Below are 17084 nucleotides of genomic sequence, written 5' to 3' on the forward strand. Positions count from 1 at the left end.
AAGTTGAAATATATTCAAGTAAGACAGGTTGATGGTGGAGTTTCAAAATCAAAGAACAAGCCCTTCACAAGAAGTGAAAGGCTTGTTCTTTATGAATAGACTGAAGCGTGAGTTCGGTCCATGCGTTTCCAACAGATTAAAAAGGGTACTCAAGAGTGCTTTGTTGAACGTGCTCTTGTTTGCCCATTTTTTTGTCAATGGCTGTTATGCGGGCTGTAGCTGCTTCACGTTGTTCCTTGCGGGAGGCGTTCTTGACCACTGTGCCGAGCAGTTTTTTGGCTGTTTCGTACTTGCCGCGTTTCTCATAGATGAGTGAAGCCCTGTACATGGCGGTCAATGCCCATATGTTTTCCTGCGGATACTTCCAAGCCAGTTTGAGATAATAATCCAATGCCTTATCCGTGTTTTTCAAGGCATATTCACCTTCACCGAGCCAAAACAGTGTTTCCGCTTGAAGTGTGGTTGTCATCTGGTTTTTAGATTGCCACATGCTCAACAACTCTTCCCGCGCCGCTTCGTATTCCCTGCGCTGTTGGAACAACAGGGCCATGCGTAAGCGAGTCATGACGGGAATAGTTTCGCCGGTTTTGACCATTTCCTTATAGGTGGTCAATGCTGTCGCCTGTCTGCCAGAATCGAGTTCAAGACGGGTCTTGATGTCCAGCCAGGCCATTCTCAAATTTGAGGGGAGGGTGGTTTCATCAATTTTGTTCAGGTAGTAGGCTCCCAACTGCAGGTTTTTATCTTTCACGACATCATCGGCCAGATAGAGCAACCCCTGAATGCCGAAGGATGAATCACTGAAAAGAAAGGCAGCACGTTTGGCCAGCTTGACCGTTGGAGCGACATCAAAGGTATGACGCAGGTGTGCCAGCAGGAGCAACTTGTCCAGGGGGTACTGAATTTCAGAGAGAGATTCGAGTCGTTCGAGCGGGGCTTCAGTCCAGAAGGGGGCCTCGGTTCTTTCGTGAATGTCCATCCCACCTGCACCTGATAACAGCGACAGGATGGGGTATAATGCATAGGATTCTGCCGGATTATGCGGAAGAATATTGTTCAAGTTATCCTTGAAGGTTAGTACCCCGGCAACCTGAAGAGAAATAGGAAGTTTTGATTTATCTATTTTATTCCAGATGGTTGACGCTGACTTTTTATTTCCGTTTGAAAGAGCCAAGGCAAGTTTGAAGCTGTTCAGAAGTGCAGCCGTCTGCTCAGAAATGAGCATGGAACGGAGTTCCGTATCAATGGCCGCCATGGCTTCTTCAAAGTCCATTTTCAGCAGGTTATTTCTGAATTGAGTCCAGGGACCGGAGTCCTGGTTTCCAAGAAACCACTTGCCTCGAGATTTGGAATAAGGCGCAAGGACGTTGCCAGCCCAAAAGGCGTGTGCCTTGAGATAATTGCCTTTTTCGAAAATATGCAGATTAGGGGGAAGGGAGCCTCTTTCCATGAAAACGGCTAATGAAGACCAGAAAATTCGAACCGGTTCATTCGTCAGTTGAGAAACAGAAGAATACGCCTCATCGAACTGTTCCAAAGAAATGGAGGCCATTGTCTGGATGATCAAATCTGTATCAGTGGCGCTGACCAAAGGAGTTGAACGATGAGAATCCCCTGTCAATTCAGATGGTTCGTTCTCTGGATTAACAGAAGTATTGGGATTCAACAACACAGCAGCTCTGTTCCAGAAGTCGTCATTCCAGACTTTTTTCCCGACCATCAGCACCATGTTTAACGCTTCTTTCTGTGAATCCTTTGAAAGGGTGTAGTTTGCACTGTATGACCAGTACATCTTAAGCCAGACATCGTGCCAGATTTGCTGCAAATCGGGTTCACTGTCGAATCGTTCATCCATGACACTTTTGGTCATGTTTTGCGATGCTTGAGTGAACCAAAGCACTGCCTGAGACAGGTTCCCCAAGCCACGGTGGGCAATACCACCCAGCCAAAGCCGTTCCGCTTCGAGTTTCGGGTCGCTGAAAGCGGGGGTCATTTCAATTATTTCAAGAGCTTTCTGTGGAGAATTCAAATTGAGGTAAACCTGAGCTCTTTTTAGAATGGCGTCCGGGGTCTCGGCTTGCGCCTCCTGTGAGTATTCATGTTCAAGGCGATCCCAGGCGCTGTAGTGCTCAAGCCATTGCTTGAATGTCTGCTGTTGACCTGCAAATGCAGGACAAGCGGTTCCAACGACAAGGGCGAAAGTCAAAATAATGGGGTGTAAGCTGTATTTCATATTTCCTCTAAGGTCAGAGTGGAATTGAGTACTGTTGTTAGAGACTCATTACCAGTCACTCATGAAACACTCAATGAAGAGTTTGGCCATTTGCGTTGAAAAAGACTGAAAGCAAAGGTGAGGAATCAATACTGTATTTCGAACCGTTCGATTTCGATTATTTGTTAAAAGTTTACATAATTTACATTATGAGACAAGAATGCAACATCTTGATATCGCGTTATAAAAACCAACTTTAACTGTTGCCGTATGCCTTATTCTGCTTGTCGATGACTTATCGTTTCTGCCTGTGCTTCAGGATCTAAGCCTAAGGGCTTTTATGGCGTTTATGGATATGAGCCTTGGTTTTGGTCTGTAAATGAGTCCTGGCTGAATCTGAGGCCAAAAAAAAGGCCCTGTAACGGGCCTTGTTGTATTTAGGATATGTTTTGGACTCTATTCTTCAGGTATTTCCTTGGAAGTTGCTTCCAACTCCTTCAGAAACTTGTCTCGACATTCGTATGAGCAGAAGACGTGTACCTTCTCCCCTTCTCGAATTCGAATAGAACCATCCTTTTCGACATACGTGCCACAGGAAGGGTCTTTGACCATTTCTCCGGACGCGACTTTGTCCTTGACGACTTTTTCGGACTGCACTTCCGTGTTCTTCTTGTCGCCCATGAAGAGCTTGTACATAACGAAAAGCGCAATGCCGATGGCGAGGAACTTCCACATGGTTTACCTCTCAGAAGTTGTTGGCTAGGAATCCTGCCAGATTTTAAAGTCTTCCAGTCGGTAATCGATGGCGTCGAGAGCTTTATCGATAGTCGTACCATCAGGAAAAACGAAATCAGGAGCCAATTCCTTCAACGGAATAAGGACAAATGCCCTTTTCTTGGCCCGCGGATGCGGCAGTGTCAGGAATTCCGAATCCATAACGAGATCGCCCCAGGCTATGATGTCCATATCAAGCGGCCTTGGTCCTCCTGGTACGGAGCGTTGACGTCCAAGTGCGGCTTCAATACCTGTCAATGACGACAAGAAGCCGGCTGGCGCCCATATCTCGGCGTCAATTTCCAGCTTGATGACCTGGTTCGTGAACCATGGTTGATCTTTGACTTCGCCCTGCGGTTCGGTCTGATAATATTCAGACACGCCCTTCAGGGTGATTTCGTCGCCATAGTCTTCAAGTTTTATGAGTGCATCGTGCAGGTTTTCCTCGGTATCACCAGTGTTTGAACCAAGGCTAACGTAGCAGATTACAGTTTCGATATTCTGGATACCGCCTCCTCAAGCAGATCGTTATGCACAGTCAGGGAAATGCGGAAATACCCTTCTCCCGGTGTGCCGAAGCCGTTTCCGGGGGTCAGAACCACGCCTGTTTGTTTCAGGACGTTTGTAACGAATTCCGAAGACTTGTACCCTTCCGGCGTATTGCACCAGATGTAAAAAGATGCGTCTGGAACGCGGTGACCGATACCGACCTTGCTCAGGGCGGCGCAGACCACATCCCGACGTTCCTTGTAGATCGCACGGAATTTTTCCGCGTAAGGTTCTCCTTGCTGCAATGCGGCAATACCCGCTTCCTGAACAGCCTGAAAGATCCCGGAATCCACGTTTTCCTTGATCTTGCCAAGGCCCGCAATGAGGCTGGCGTTACCTACGGCCATGCCGACACGCCAGCCGGTCATGTTGTAGGTTTTGGACAAAGAGTGGAATTCGATGCAGACATCTTTGGCGCCTTCGCATTCCAAAATGGAGATGGGCTTGTTGTCTGGATCGTAGTAAATCTCTGTGTATGCTGCATCGGAGACAACGATTACATTGAATTCTTTGGCCTTTTCAATGAGGCGGTCATAGAATTCCTTCGTTGCTGTTGCTGCGGTGGGGTTGTTGGGATAGCAAACAAAGATCATCTTTGCCTTGGCCCAAGTGTCGTCATCAATGGCTTCCAGGTCCACCAGGAAGTCATTTTCTTCCAGCAGCGGCAGGTATTCGACGGTACCACCGGCGAATTCTGTGGCAATGCCGTATACCGGATAGTTGGGGGTGGCGACCAGCACCACATCGCCCGGATTCACATACGCAAGGGGGAAGTGGGCAATGCCTTCTTTTGAGCCGATGAGGCTGACCACCTCGGTGGCGGCATCAAGGTCGACATCAAAGCGCTGTTTGTACCAGTCAGCCACGGCCTGACGATAGGCCAACATACCGACATACGAAGGATACTGATGGTTTACGGGCTTTTGGGCGCCCTCATACAGTGCTTCGATAATGAAGTCGGGAGTGGGCAGGTCGGGATCACCGATGCCCAGGCTGATGATATCCATGCCTTTGGCGGCCACTTCTGCCTTGGCCTTGTCGATTGCTGCAAACAAATACGGAGGCAGCGTGGAAAGACGGTCGGCAAGTTTGAAATCAGACATGTAATGGGTCTCCTTAAATTTCTGAGTAGAAGGACTTTCATAATTGCGGGTTGACTCGCTGTCAATGCGAACCATTGCGCTTTTACCGGTCCCTTGGTAGCACCGTATACTCAAGGTGAGTTGTTCTGGACTGATGCGTGCCCGGTACCCTACTCTTTATGATATTATCCAATACTTTTCTGATATTAAATATGATCTGAGCGTGATCATGAATGAAAAAAAGTTAACAAGAACAGTTGAAAACCCCAGTCATCCATGGATTGACATGTATCTTGAACATCTCCTTATTGAAAAGGGGCTGTCCGAAAACAGTTTGACCAGTTATACGGCTGATCTGACTTCGTTGCTCTTGTTTCTGAATGACAGGTCTTTTGAACTCAAGGTTTTGTCTGACCAGACACTCTTCTTGTACCTGACACATCTTCGGGCCAAAGGACTCAAAAGTCGTTCGCTGGCTCGGCATCTTTCTTCTCTGCGTGGTTTTTTCTCCTATGCCATGGATGAACGCTGGTACAAGACGGATCCCGGCCATTTGTTGGAGAATCCCAAGCTCCCCAAGAAGCTTCCGGAATTTCTTTCTCGTGAAGAAATAGGCAGGTTGCTCGCCCTGCCAGACACATCTACCAAGCTCGGCATGCGGGACAAGACCATGCTGGAACTTCTCTATGCCGCCGGTTTACGCGTGTCCGAACTTATCGAGATGAAAGTTCTTGATTATGATGCCCAGGTCGGAATGCTGCGGGTGTTTGGCAAAGGAGCCAAGGAGCGCCTTGTTCCCATTCATTTCACAGCCCAGGACTATTTGAATCAATATCTGCAGGCCACCCGCCCTTCTTTCAAACCTGTGGAGGACTTCATGTTCCTCAATCGATCAGGTAAAGGGCTTACACGCCAAGGTGTATGGAAGTTAATCAAGAAATTTGCTACATTGGCAGATATCAAACGGAGTATTTCTCCGCACACCTTTCGTCACTCTTTTGCCACGCATTTGCTGGAAGGAGGAGCGGACCTGAGGACAGTGCAGCTTTTATTGGGACATGCGGACATCAGTGCGACGGAGATTTATACGCATGTGGAATCTGAACGGTTGAAAAGACTGCATCAAAAGTATCACCCGAGATCATCACTGTAGTTTTGTAATAAACTGAAATTTATGAAGAAAATAGAAAAACTGGCGGCTCCAACTGTAATTACAGCGCACGCCAATGCAGATTTTGATGCATTGGCAGCCATGGTTGCGGCCAGCAAGATATACGAAAACGCCGTGCTCATTTTTCCAGGAAGCCAGGAAAGCAACCTTCGGAATTTTTTTATTGAGAGCACAACATACCTTTTTAATTTCAAGGCTTTCAAGGATATCGATCCGAAATCAGTCGAACTTTTGGTCGTGGTGGATACCCGTCAGCGATCCCGTATTCCGCATGTTCGTCCTGTGCTTGATAATCCTGACTTGCGAATCCATTTGTATGACCACCACCCTGACAGTGATGAAGATTTGCCGTTTGAAAAAAGTGTTGTCAAAACATGGGGATCGACAACAACAATTATAACCCATGAGATTATCAAACAAAATCTGACATTGAACAGAGAGGAGGCTACCCTTTTAGGGTTGGGAATCTACGAAGATACAGGCTCCTTTGGCTTCAATACCACCACCCCGGAAGATTTCGAGGCCGCCGGTTGGCTCAAAAGCCAAGGCATGGATCTTGAGGTAGTGACCGATCTTTTGTCACATGAACTGTCTGCTCAGCAAGTGACATATCTTGGTGAATTACTCAAAAATGCAAGTACATACGATATCCATGGCGTGGATGTCATCATTACGGAAATATCCACGGACGCCTTTGTCCCCGACTTCGCCCTGTTGGTCCATAAGATAATGGACATGGAAAAGATCAAGGTCGTCTTTGCCCTTGGTCGCATGGCTGACCGCATTCATGTGGTCTCGCGTTCCAAGAATCCTGATGTGAATGTCGGTCAGATTTGCGCTTCCCTCGGAGGGGGTGGGCATGAGGCCGCGGCGTCCGCCACAGTCAAGGACAAGACGCTGGCCGAGGTTCGGGATGATCTGTTCGCCCTTTTTTATTCCCAGATCAATCCACAGATCGTGGTGGACAGTCTGATGTCGCGGCCGCCAGTGGTCATTGAGGATGACAAGTCCATTGATGATGCCGTGCAACTCATGTCGCGCTATGGCTTGAAAGACGTGCCTGTGGTGGCTGCCGGAACAATGCATTGTGTCGGTATCATGGGACATAAAACAGCAGACAAGGCGCTGTCGCATCATTTGGGTACTGTCGGTATCACCGAATACATGACACGCACATTTGAAGTCGTAGCCATCAAAACCGATCTGTATCGCGTCATGGAAATCATTCTGAGCAACCGACAGCGCATGTTGCCGGTGGTTGAAGGCGACAACCTCGCCGGTGTCATTACCCGTACAGACCTGATGAACATGCTCATCGATGAACCGGCCCGCATCCCAGATTCATTGCTGCCCGAACGGAAACGAGAGCGCAATATCGGAGCGCAAGTGAAAAACCGCCTGCCGGAAGACATGCTCGATCTGCTTCAAACCGCCGGAGAGCTCGGAACTGATATCGGATGGAATGTTTATGTCGTGGGCGGATTTGTGCGTGATATCCTTCTGGGCAGGCCCAATCAGGATCTTGATCTTGTTGTCGAGGGTGACGGCATTCAGTTTGCGAAAAAACTCGCTGGAATTCTCGGTGGTCGCGTCAAGGCGCACTCCAAGTTCAAGACCGCCGTTGTCATATTACAAAATGGACAGCGCGTGGATGTGGCCACCGCCCGCCTGGAATATTATGAGTACCCTGCCGCCCTTCCAACCGTAGAGCTGTCTTCGATCAAGATGGATCTTTACCGTCGTGATTTCACTGTGAATGCGCTTGCATTGCGTATTAATCCGAATCGCTTTGGCCAGCTAGTCGACTTCTTTGGAGCCGAGCGGGATATTCGGAACAGAACCATACGGGTGCTCCATTCTCTGAGTTTTGTCGAAGATCCGACTCGAATTCTCAGGGCTATACGATTTGAACGCCGTTTTGATTTTCAGATTGGCGGCCAGACCATGCGTTTGATAAAAAACGCCTTGAATCTTGAATTGTTCAGCAAGTTGTCCGGTTCTCGTGTCATGCATGAACTGCAATTGATCATGAACGAGGAAGATCCGCTGTCCTGTCTGTTGCGCATGCAGGAACTCGGCATCATGGAGGCCATTCATCCTTTATTGAAGATCAATAGAGACCGGGTACAGGTTCTCACTGAACTGGTAAAAGTCCATAATTGGTACAAGTTGCTGTATTTGGAACCGGAAATTGTTCCATGGAAGCTCTATATCCTGGGGCTGACAATGGGGGTCAAACGCGATCAGATTGGAAAAATAACCAAACGGTTGTATTTTACCAAAAAAGAAGAGCGTGAGTTCCTCCAGTTGCGTGACCAGATTGGTGACGGGCTCATGAAGCTCATGGGGTGGCGTGAGGGCAAATCAAAGCTCAGCAAGCTGTATTCGATCCTGCACTACATTCCTGTTGAGGGCGTACTCTTCATGATGGCACGGAGCAGGAAGGAGTATATTCGTCGAAATATTTCGCAATATCTTTCCCGGCTCCAGTCTCTTGAGGTTGAGATTAACGGCAAAGATCTACAGGCCATGGGCATTGAACCCGGGCCAATATATACGGTGATTTTAGACAAGCTCCTGATAGCCAAAATTGATGGTCGTATCGAGACCAGAGAAGAGCAACTGAACATGGTTGAAGCCTTGCATAAGGAATTCATCGAAAAATCGGATAATCAGCTCTGATCAGGAGAGGTTTCCCTCTTGCTCTTGCCTGACAAGCCGTGTAGGAAATTCAGGATATTGGTCTGTTATTTTAACTCATAAAGAGAAAGCCTTCGGGCTCTTTGAAAATGGATTTGAGACATGGAAGTTTTATGGGCGCCATGGCGTCTCAATTATATATTGGGTCCAAAACCCGAGGAATGCGTCTTCTGCATTCCTGAGCATACTGACGAAGATCGGGAACGGTGCGTTCTCGCACGAGGGGATCATTGTTTTATTATCATGAACATGTTCCCGTACAATAATGGGCATCTCATGGTGACGCCCTACCGCCACGTTTCCAATCTCACGGATTTGACGATCGAAGAATCCAATGATTGCATGTTGTGGATTCGTCATTGTACGACTGTTTTGGAAAAAGCGTTTACACCCCATGGAATCAACATGGGGTTGAATTTGGGAGAAGCGGCTGGTGCCGGCATTGCCCAGCATATGCATTTTCAGATCGTGCCTCGCTGGAACGGAGATGCCTCGTTCATGGCTGTTTTTGGCGAAACCACGGTCATCCCTGAACATCTGTCTTCAACTTACGGGAGGCTCAAGCCCCTGTTTGATGAAATAACCGCATAAGGAGTTTGTATATGCGTTATATCAAGTTTTTATTTTTATTGGTGCTTTTGGTCTTTTCCGTCATGTTCTTCACCCAGAACAATGATACGTTGTCGCAGGGGTTGAGCCTGGTGCTGGATATCCCCTCTGTCGTGACACTGCACTCAGTGCTTTTGCCCTTTGGCGTTTTGCTTTCATTTGCGTTTGTGGCCGGTGCCTTGCTGACTCTGCTCTATTTTGCCGTAGACAAATTTCGCACCATGTCCACAATGCGCGAATACCGGACTCGTATGTCCAGCCTGGAGCAGGAGCTCAATTCTCTGCGCAACATGCCCATTACTGAAGAGCAGTCTTACTCAGAAGTGAAAGAAGAAGAGAACGCATAGGGACCTCTATGGTTTGGAAATTGTTTGGACGTAAAAAGGTTTCAACATTCGATGAGAACATTGAAGCCGCACGAGCAGCCGGTGGTGGGGAATCCCTGCCGGTTGAGGATACTCGTGCCGCTATCGAGGAGCTTAGTCAGGTCGTCAAGAACGACCCCGAAGCTGTTGAAATCTATCTCGCATTGGGAAGCTTGTATCGCTCTCAAGGGGAAATAGAGCGTGCCATCCAAATCAGAAACAGCCTTATTGTACGGCCTAGCCTGGATCGTAAGTTCAAGGCCCGAGCGTGGTTTGAGCTCGGCAGGGATTTTCGTAGAGGCGGATTCCTTGATCGTGCTGAAAAGGCCTTTGAAGAAGCCCGTGCTCTGGGACAATCCTCGTCATCCATTCATCAGGAAATGGCTCGACTCGCAGCAGAACGCGGTGCCTTTGAGATCGCAGCCGAATCATATGGACAATTGAATCTTCCCTTGCCGCAGGCCCACTATCTGGTGCGACTCGCAACGGATCAGTTCTCCGATGGTGAAGACTCTCGGGCTCACCGATCCTTGCGACATGCCATACGGGCATACCCGGGAGCGATAGAAGCGTGGCTGGAGCAGCTTGTTCAGGCCTATAAAAGCGGCAGTGCCAATAAGGTCGGGGATATTTTAGGACAAGCTCTTGAGCATGTTGCCCCTGAACTGCGGTTTGTCCTTTTCGAGGGAATCCTGCAGGCCATTACTAAAGCCGAGATATTCAAGGAGAGAGCTGCGGGCGAAGAGACTGAATGGTCTCATGCCTGTGCCGATGAAAAGCTGGTGGCCAAGATCATTCCAATCATGGAGTGTCAGGCACCAGATGTCCTGATTCTCTACTATGGGGCATTGTTTTATCTTAAGATCAATGATCAGGATAACGCGCAGGCCTGGTTGGAGAAATCCATGGTCATGCTGCCCGATTTCTGGCTGGCCCGGTTGGAACTCTTTGAACTTTCACGAGCCGATCAGACGTTGACTCCGTTTTTCAGGGAGCAATTAACTTTTTTCATTGATCGGGCCAGACGTGTGCGTCGGTTTTTCTGCCGTCGTTGCGGGTTAAAGCGAGATCAGTTGTTTTTCAACTGCCCCCGTTGTCGAAGCTGGCACTCCATTGCTTTTCGCACTGATATTTCAGAATAACTCTATCTAAATACATCACGTGACCAAAAGAAAACTCACTCCCATGCTTGAGCAGTACCTCCGTTTCAAGGAGGAGCACCCTGGTTGTCTGCTTTTTTTCCGCATGGGCGATTTTTACGAATTGTTTTTTGAGGATGCGGAGATTGTGGCCAGGGCCGTCCAGATAGCCCTGACCAGCAGAAATCCCAATGACGAGAACCCTATTCCCATGTGCGGCATGCCCCACCACTCTGTGGAGCCATACCTCAGCCAGTTGCTCGACAAGGGATACAAGATTGCCATCTGTGATCAAATAGAAGATCCCAAGGAAGCCAAAGGGTTGGTGAAACGCGATGTAACGCGGGTCCTCACGCCTGGCACCGTGGTTGAGGATTCCAACCTTACTTCCAAGGCAAACAATTACCTTGGCGCACTGTATTGGGGTTCCTCCAAAGAGGCCGGGGGCATTGCCTGGGTTGATTTTTCAACAGGTCAGTGGTCCGGTCTGCATAGCCGTCGTGAACTTGAACTGTGGCAATGGATGGCCAAGATCAATCCCAGAGAGCTTTTGCTTCCGCAGGGGATGAAGGTCCCGCCACAGTTTTCCGAGTTGAGTGATCAGGTAACACCGGTTTCTACCGGGACATTTTTTGACATGCCCTCTTCTGTTCATAGAATTCAGGAGACACAGGGGACGGCCGATCTTGGCAGTCTGGGCTTGAAAGGCAAGAATGAACTTGTGCTCGCGTGTGGCGCCCTGCTCACCTACCTTGACCAGACCCAGAAAGGGGAATTTGGTCATATTGGCGAATTCAAGCCACTCAATCTATCGAAGCATCTTTTGCTTGATGAGATAACCGAGCGGAATCTTGAGATTTTCAGACGGCTGGATGGCAGACCTGGCAAGGGAACCCTGTGGCGCGTGTTGGACCGAACCATGACGCCCATGGGCGGCCGTTTGCTTGAAGCGCGTCTCCGCCAGCCATGGCGTCAGCTTTCCCCTATCGAGAAAACTCTTGATTGTGTGTCTTTCTTCTTTGAACGGGATCAACTGAGAGGCGACATCCGTCATGCTCTTGATTCGGTTTATGACCTCGAAAGACTGTCAACGCGCATCTTTCTTGGACGGGCAAACCCAAAAGATTTCATTGCATTGCGAAAAAGTCTGTCAATGTTGCCGACTCTTCAACGGCATTTGAAAGAGCAGAATCTCGAAAAGGCAACAGAGCTGGGGCGTATCATCAGGAAGTGGGATGCCATGGATGATCTGTCCACACTTCTGGACACTGCCCTGGTGGACAGCCCTCCGCCAACCATCATGGAAGGCGGTTTGTTCAAAAAGGGATTTGATGCGGTATTGGATGACCTTATTGATCTCCATGAACACGGCGAGGATCTGCTTAACGAACTGCATCAAAAAGAATTGGCAGCCAATGATATTCCCAAATTGAAATTGGGATATAACAAGGTCTTCGGTTATTATTTCGACGTATCTAAAGCCTATAAGGGCCAGGTCCCGGAACATTTTATCCGTCGACAGACCCTTGTGAACAGCGAACGGTATATTACCCCTGAACTCAAGGAACTCGAAGACCGGATTATCTCTGCGTCTGATGAACGCAAGAGTCTGGAATACAAACTTTTTCAGGATTTGAGAGCACAACTGGCCAAAGCGCGCAGCCGATTCCTTTTCATGGCCGACGTGGTGGCGGCACTGGACTACTGGCAGGGATTGGCCGAAGCCGCCCGAGTGAACGAATGGTGCAGGCCGGAATTGCATGAAGGCATGGAGATAGAAATTCATGCTGGCCGACACCCTGTGGTCGAAGATGCCATGGGTGCGTCAAATTATATTCCCGGTGATATGAAAATGGATACGGATCGACGTATCCTGCTTATTACCGGCCCGAACATGGCTGGTAAATCCACGGTCCTCAGACAGGTCGCCATTCTGACCATTATGGCGCAGATCGGTTCCTTTGTGCCCGCCAAATCGGCCCGTATCGGCCTTGCCGATCGTGTTTTTTCTCGGGTGGGCGCTTCTGACAACCTCGCGCAGGGCCACTCCACTTTCATGGTGGAAATGACTGAAACCGCCCGTATTCTGCGCCAGGCCACCAAAAGAAGCCTGGTTATTCTGGATGAAATCGGGCGTGGAACGAGTACCTATGACGGACTTTCACTGGCCTGGTCTGTGGTCGAAGAACTCTCCATGCGCGCCAGTGGCGGCATCCGCACGCTTTTTGCCACCCATTACCACGAATTGACCAGCCTCGAAGGGAAGATAGACGGCCTCAGAAACCTCAATATTGCAGTCAAGGAATGGAAAGGCGATATTGTGTTCCTGCGCAGGCTTGTCCCCGGCCCCGCGGATCGAAGCTATGGTATCGAAGTCGCCCGTCTGGCCGGTGTGCCGCGTCCCGTGGTCGAACGAGCTCGGGAAATCCTTGCGAAACTCGAAGAAAAATCGCAGGATAGCAACTCACGAGGAGCGGTTGAAAAAGCCTCTCAAACATTGTTGCCCGGCTTTGGGGCGCCTCCCATCGAGATACGCGAAGAGTTGACGGAACATCCTATTATCACTCAGCTTGTTGATCTTGATGTGGACGGCATGACGCCTATCCAGGCGTTGATGCTCCTCAATCAATGGAAGGATATGATCAAGGATTGATTTCATGCAAAAGGCAATCTTAACGATAGTATTACTGCTGTTTACTCTGACTGTACTTGGGGGCTGTGCGCTTGGTCGCAAGGAATGGCCACAGGCAGTGGAAAGTGAAGATACATTCAAACTGAAAATCATCGAAGGGGTTCGGCAGGATGACTGCTTGACCCTGAATGTTGGTGTTACAGGTGCCACCCATCGTCTCTGGCGGGCCAGTATTCAATACGAGGCCGTTGGTAGTGGTGAAGGAGAAGGATGTGAGGGGTGTCCATTCGTACCGAGAGATGCAGTGCATTTTACTCGCGATCAGCATGGATTCACTGTGCAGGACAATCACATGCAGCTCAGTTTCTGTGGGTTGACCCCGGGAACGGAATACAGGTTTCGGGTTGTGGGAAAGAGCGAGCTGCCTACCATGCCTCTCGAATACACTGATGTGTATATGTCATTGCCCTAAACTTTTCAGATTTCTTTTGATATAATAAAAGTATTGGATGATATCAAAGTATACGGAGTACGTATTCTTCACATCATTTTCAGGAGATTGAATCACAATGCATCATTTTGAATACCGCGACGGCTCCCTCTTTGCTGAAGAGGTCAGCGCTACCAAGTTGGCTGAAGAATACGGGACTCCTTTGTATATTTATTCCGCCGCTACGTTCAGGCGTCATTTTCAGGCCTTTGACTCTGCCTTCAAAGGCCTTGACCATTTGACGTGTTTTTCGGTCAAGGCGAACTCCAACCTGTCTGTTCTCAGAATGTTGGGCGAAGAAGGCGCCGGCATGGATATCGTCTCCGGTGGCGAGCTGTATCGTGCTTTGCGAGCCGGTATTGACCCCGGCAAAATCGTCTACTCGGGCGTGGGCAAGCGCGAATCCGAGATCAGAGAAGCATTGGAAGCGCGCATCTTGATGTTCAACATCGAATCTGTCGCTGAATTGCACAAGATTAACGCCGTGGCTGAAGAAATGGGTACGGTTGCCAAGGTCAGTTTCCGCATCAACCCGGATGTGGATGCCAAGACCCACCCCTATATTTCAACCGGCATGGCTAAAAACAAATTTGGTCTGGATATCGAACATTCACTGGAAGCCTACAAGCAGGCAGTGGAACTCAAGAACATTGATCCCGTGGGCATGGATTGTCATATCGGCTCCCAGCTGACCTCAATTGATCCGTTTTTGGAAGCCCTGGATAAACTGCTGAATTTTTATGAAAAATTGAAAGATATTGGTGTGGATATCAAGTATCTTGATCTCGGTGGTGGACTTGGTATCCCCTATGACGAAGAGGAACCGCCCCACCCTACGGAGTTTGGTCAGGCTCTTGTTGAGAAACTCAAGGCATTACCGCTCAAGATCATTCTCGAGCCGGGCCGTGTCATTGCCGGTAACGCCGGCATCATGATCACCGAAGTCGTCTATACCAAATCCAACCCCATGAAGAATTTTCTCATTGTGGATGGCGCCATGAACGATCTGGTACGGCCGAGCCTCTATGGCTCCTACCACCGTATTGATGAAGTGGAAAAAAATGGTCGTGAGACCGATATCTTTGACGTAGTCGGTCCTATTTGCGAATCCAGTGATTTTCTCGCCCGGGATCGCGAACTGCCCAAGATGGAACAGGGGGAAAGATTGGTTGTCTTCTCCGCTGGAGCGTATGGTTTCACAATGGCTTCGAACTACAACACCCGTCCTCGGGCCTGCGAGCTCATAGTGGATGGAGACAAGGTGCTTGTAGCCAGAAAACGTGAAACATATGAAGATCTTATAGAGAACGAAATCTAATTGGACAGGCCGGGGGTTCGCCTCCGGCCTTTTCATTTCAGGCTAGTCATGTCCAGACTCAATTCATTTTATCTTTCTCCTGATCAATGGCCCACAGCGGTTGGTGACACGGTTGTGTTGGAAGGAGCCGAGGTCAAACACATGGGGACCGTCCTGAGAACGGAAAAGAACCAGACCGTTCGCCTATTTGATGGGCAGGGTCGGACCGGACTGTTTGTGGTAATCGATTTCGGACGAAACAAGGCTGTTCTTCAGGCAACAGAACTGGCTGAGCACCCTGCTCCGGCTACTGGACTCACCCTTGCCATTGGTTGGGGAAAATCAAAAAGACGCAACTACCTTTTCGAGAAAACCGTTGAACTCCAAGGTAATGGAATTGTCTTTTGGCAGGCGAAACGGAGCCAGGGGCGCGTTCCCGATCAAATAAAAGCGACATGGTCAGACAAATGCATCCAGGCCGCAAAGCAGTGCGGCAGTGTGTATTTACCAGAATTGAAGACCAGTGTAGGTGGCGTGGCGGCTTTGGTTCAATTGGCTGATGCTTTTGATCACTGCTATATTGCGTGGGAATCAGATCAAATTTCATCTCCGCTCTCCCCTTTCATGCTTTCCAAAGGCCGTTCTCTTGTAGTAATCGGACCGGAAGGCGGGTTCGATGATGCGGAAGCCGAAAAGCTTATTCAGGCATCGTTCAAGGCCGTCACGTTGGGACGGAGTATTCTTCGCTGGGAAACGGCGGCTACATATTGCCTTAGTTTGGCCATGTTTGGTGGACAGGAAGTATAATGAAACTGGAAATAGAAGAAAATCAACCTCTTGCTGATCGAATTCGTCCTGCCACACTGGATGATTTTGTTGGGCAGGGGCATATTCGAAACAGAATAGAGGCATTTACTCACTCCAAGAGGATGCCCAGTCTTTTGCTGTTTGGTCCCCCCGGATGCGGCAAGTCGACCCTGGCAATGTTGTTGGCACACATGACCGGAAAGAAATTTTTGCGTGTCAGCGCCCCGGAAGCAGGGTTGACCGCACTGCGCAAGATGCTGCCCGGGCAGGATATTCTTATCCTTGATGAGTTGCATCGTTTTTCCAAGGCCCAACAGGATTTCTTCCTCCCCATTCTTGAAAGCGGCGAAATTACTCTGTTGGCTACGACTACGGAAAATCCGTCGTTCAGCGTCACCCGTCAACTCCTCTCGCGGCTCCATGTTTTGCGTTTGCGTCAACTCAGCCGAGAAGAACTTTTGGATGTCAGCGTGCGTGGTGCCAAGGAACTCGGTGTTGATCTCGAAGAAGACAGCCATAAGATGCTGGCCGCCATGGCTGGTGGTGACGCTCGTACTCTGCTGAATTTACTTGAGTATACTGCTGAACTTCCCAAGGATAAACGATGCCCTGAGTGCCTGCGCGAGTCGCTGCCGGAGATACTTGTCCGGGGCGATCGGGATGGTGACTCGCATTATGAGCTTGTCTCGGCGTTGATTAAATCCATTCGGGGCAGCGATCCTGATGCAGCGCTCTACTATCTTGCCTGTCTCATCGAAAGCGGTGAGGATCCGCGTTTCATCACGCGTCGTCTGATTATTTCTGCTTCCGAAGATGTGGGACTGGGCGACCCAACTGCCTTGAGTCATGCAGTGGCCTGCCACCAGGCTGTTGAAGCCATCGGCATGCCCGAAGGGTTTATTCCCATGTCGCAAACAGCTGTATATCTTGCGTTGGCGCCCAAATCGAACTCAACATATGGAGCGTATCGGACTGCCCAAAAGGAAGTGCGGGAAAATGGCGCCAAGCCGGTTCCTCTTCATTTGCGCAATGCAACGACATCCCTGCAGCGCGAGTGGGGATATGGTCGAGGCTATCTCTATCCTCATAATTTTCCCAAATCCTGGGCTGATCAGGATTACCTGCCTAGTGATTTGTCAGGAAGAAAATTCTATCATCCCAAAGACCAGGGAACAGAACCAAAACTGCTATCCTGGTTAAGACAATTCAAGAAACAGCGATAACAAATACCCATTAAAACGAATGGTTACGTTTTTG

The 17084-nt window shown here is 49.2% G+C and carries 14 protein-coding genes; 10 read left to right on the forward strand and 4 right to left on the reverse strand.

Annotated elements, in window-relative coordinates; all coding sequences use genetic code 11:
* Positions 1-136: 136 nt before the first annotated feature.
* From SRBAKS_RS02135 to SRBAKS_RS02150, 4 genes are all read right to left on the reverse strand, one after another.
* Positions 137-2233 (reverse strand): tetratricopeptide repeat protein, encoded by a 2097-nt coding sequence (locus SRBAKS_RS02135; protein WP_229593138.1) that lies wholly within the window; start codon positions 2231-2233, stop codon positions 137-139.
* Positions 2234-2668: 435 nt separating this feature from the next.
* Positions 2669-2947 (reverse strand): transcriptional regulator, encoded by a 279-nt coding sequence (locus SRBAKS_RS02140; RefSeq protein WP_229593140.1) that lies wholly within the window; start codon positions 2945-2947, stop codon positions 2669-2671.
* Between the two features lie 24 nt (positions 2948-2971).
* Positions 2972-3493, reverse strand: a complete 522-nt coding sequence (gene folK / locus SRBAKS_RS02145; protein ID WP_347339466.1) for a 2-amino-4-hydroxy-6-hydroxymethyldihydropteridine diphosphokinase — start codon at positions 3491-3493, stop codon at positions 2972-2974.
* Complete coding sequence (locus tag SRBAKS_RS02150) at positions 3472-4638, reverse strand: LL-diaminopimelate aminotransferase (RefSeq protein ID WP_229593142.1); 1167 nt, start codon at positions 4636-4638, stop codon at positions 3472-3474. Before SRBAKS_RS02150 ends, folK begins: the two co-directional genes overlap by 22 nt.
* A gap of 208 nt (positions 4639-4846) precedes the next feature.
* On the opposite strand from SRBAKS_RS02150, the gene xerD reads away from it, so the two are divergent.
* From xerD to SRBAKS_RS02200, 10 genes are all read left to right on the forward strand, one after another.
* The gene (xerD, locus tag SRBAKS_RS02155; protein WP_283816509.1) at positions 4847-5770 is read left to right on the forward strand and encodes a site-specific tyrosine recombinase XerD; all 924 of its coding nucleotides are present in this window, start codon (positions 4847-4849) and stop codon (positions 5768-5770) included.
* A gap of 21 nt (positions 5771-5791) precedes the next feature.
* On the forward strand, positions 5792-8470 hold the full coding sequence (locus SRBAKS_RS02160) for a CBS domain-containing protein (protein WP_229593146.1): 2679 nt from the start codon (positions 5792-5794) through the stop codon (positions 8468-8470).
* Positions 8471-8590: 120 nt separating this feature from the next.
* Complete coding sequence (locus SRBAKS_RS02165; RefSeq protein ID WP_229593148.1) at positions 8591-9079, forward strand: HIT family protein; 489 nt, start codon at positions 8591-8593, stop codon at positions 9077-9079.
* A gap of 11 nt (positions 9080-9090) precedes the next feature.
* Entirely contained in the window at positions 9091-9444 is a 354-nt protein-coding gene (locus SRBAKS_RS02170) for a LapA family protein (protein WP_229593150.1), read from the forward strand.
* A gap of 8 nt (positions 9445-9452) precedes the next feature.
* A complete protein-coding gene (locus SRBAKS_RS02175; RefSeq protein ID WP_229593152.1) occupies positions 9453-10604 on the forward strand; it encodes a tetratricopeptide repeat protein in 1152 nt (383 codons plus the stop codon).
* 43 nt (positions 10605-10647) lie between these two features.
* On the forward strand, positions 10648-13254 hold the full coding sequence (gene mutS, locus SRBAKS_RS02180) for a DNA mismatch repair protein MutS (protein WP_229596892.1): 2607 nt from the start codon (positions 10648-10650) through the stop codon (positions 13252-13254).
* Positions 13255-13258: 4 nt separating this feature from the next.
* A complete protein-coding gene (locus SRBAKS_RS02185) occupies positions 13259-13705 on the forward strand; it encodes a hypothetical protein (RefSeq protein WP_229593154.1) in 447 nt (148 codons plus the stop codon).
* 97 nt (positions 13706-13802) lie between these two features.
* Entirely contained in the window at positions 13803-15041 is a 1239-nt protein-coding gene (gene lysA / locus SRBAKS_RS02190; RefSeq protein WP_229593156.1) for a diaminopimelate decarboxylase, read from the forward strand.
* A 48-nt stretch (positions 15042-15089) separates the two neighbouring features.
* Complete coding sequence (locus SRBAKS_RS02195; RefSeq protein ID WP_283816510.1) at positions 15090-15827, forward strand: RsmE family RNA methyltransferase; 738 nt, start codon at positions 15090-15092, stop codon at positions 15825-15827.
* Complete coding sequence (locus SRBAKS_RS02200; protein WP_229593160.1) at positions 15827-17050, forward strand: replication-associated recombination protein A; 1224 nt, start codon at positions 15827-15829, stop codon at positions 17048-17050. The genes SRBAKS_RS02195 and SRBAKS_RS02200 overlap by 1 nt, the downstream gene beginning before the upstream one ends.
* The last annotated feature ends 34 nt before the right edge of the window (positions 17051-17084 follow it).

Source organism: Pseudodesulfovibrio sediminis (assembly GCF_020886695.1).
In the GTDB taxonomy this organism is placed as follows: Bacteria; Desulfobacterota; Desulfovibrionia; order Desulfovibrionales; family Desulfovibrionaceae; genus Pseudodesulfovibrio; species Pseudodesulfovibrio sediminis.